At 60.5% G+C, this 1,545-nt stretch carries 1 protein-coding gene; it reads right to left on the bottom strand.

Annotation, left to right across the window (positions count from 1 at the left end; translation table 11 throughout):
* On the bottom strand, positions 1-1,502 hold a 1,502-nt coding region (locus tag QMK32_RS25125; protein ID WP_283478288.1), incomplete at its 3' end, for an amino acid adenylation domain-containing protein.
* Between the last annotated feature and the right edge of the window lie 43 nt (positions 1,503-1,545).

The raw sequence follows: 1,545 nt of genomic DNA, 5'->3' as shown, positions 1-1,545 counted from the left end.
GGCGTGGGTAGTGCTCGTCGATCCAACTTGCCCGCCGGAGTCAACGGAATCGACTCCAACACCACGAACGCCGACGGAACCATATGCCCCGGCAACACCGACACCACCCGATCACGCACCACATCGACATCGACTGACCCGCCCGCCACACCGAACAGATACGACACCAACACCGTCGTACCCCCAGGACCATCGACACCCACCGTCGTCACGAAATCAACCTCCGGCAAAGCCGCAATCACCGCATCGATCTCACCCAACTCGATCCGGAACCCACGAACCTTCACCTGAAAATCGCTGCGCCCCACATACTCCACAACCCCAGAACCAGTCCACCGCACCACATCACCCGTGCGATACATCCGCTCCCCCACAACCGAAAACGGCGCCGCCACAAACCGCTCCGCCGTCAACCCCAACCGATCATGATAACCACGCGCCAACCCAGGACCAGCCAAATACAACTCACCCACAACACCCACCGGCACCGGCTGCAAACGAGAATCCAACACCACCACCGCAAAACCCGACACCGGAGAACCGATATCGACCGGAATACCCGGCGACATCGGCGCACTCAACGACGCAAACACCGTCGCCTCCGTCGGACCATACGCATTGAACATCAACCGACCCGGCGCCCAACGATCGACCAAATCAGAACCCGACGCATCACCACCAGTAACCACCACACCCAGCGAATCCAGACCCACCGGATCCACCGACGCCAACGCCGCCGGCGTCACAAAAGCATGCGAAATCTCCTCCTCACGCAACAACTGCGCCAACTCCACCCCACCGAAAACATCCGTCGGCGCAATCACCATCGCCGCACCACCACAGAACGCCAACACCAACTCGAGCACCGCCGCATCGAAACTCGGCGACGCGAACGCCAAAGTCCGCGACGAAGTCGACACCCCGAACCGAACCCGTTCTACCTCAGCCAAATTCGCCAAACCCCGATGAGTGACCACCACACCCTTCGGCACACCCGTCGAACCCGAGGTATAAATCAAATACGCCGCATCATCGAGACGAACCGAACCCAACCGATCACCATCGGACACCGGCTCAGCAGAGAACCCACCAATCTCACGCGCGATCGTCTCATCGTCCAGGACGATCCACGACACCCCACCGCCCGCCTGACCCACATCCGACACATACTCGACCGCAGTAATCCCCACTGTCGCAGCCGAATCCGACAACATATGCGCCACCCGATCCACAGGATACGACGGATCCACCGGCAAAAACGCACCACCAGCCTTCGCCACCGCCCACACCGCAACCACCGACTCCACCGAACGCCGCAACCCCAACGCCACAAACGAACCCACACCCACACCACGCGAAATCAACAACCGCGCCAACCGCGAAGACCGAACATCCAAATCCCCATACGACACCGACACCCCACCACACACCAACGCCACAGCATCCACACCCGCAACACCCACAGCAGAAGACAAAATCTCCGGCAACAACAGGCCATCCACCGACACACCACCACGCACCGGCACCAACAACTCACACTCGGAC

The organism is Rhodococcus sp. H29-C3, assembly GCF_030063405.1.
In the GTDB taxonomy this organism is placed as follows: domain Bacteria; phylum Actinomycetota; class Actinomycetes; order Mycobacteriales; family Mycobacteriaceae; genus Rhodococcoides.
Note: the sequence above shows the minus strand (reverse complement) of the source record. Positions and strands in the feature narration are given on the sequence as shown.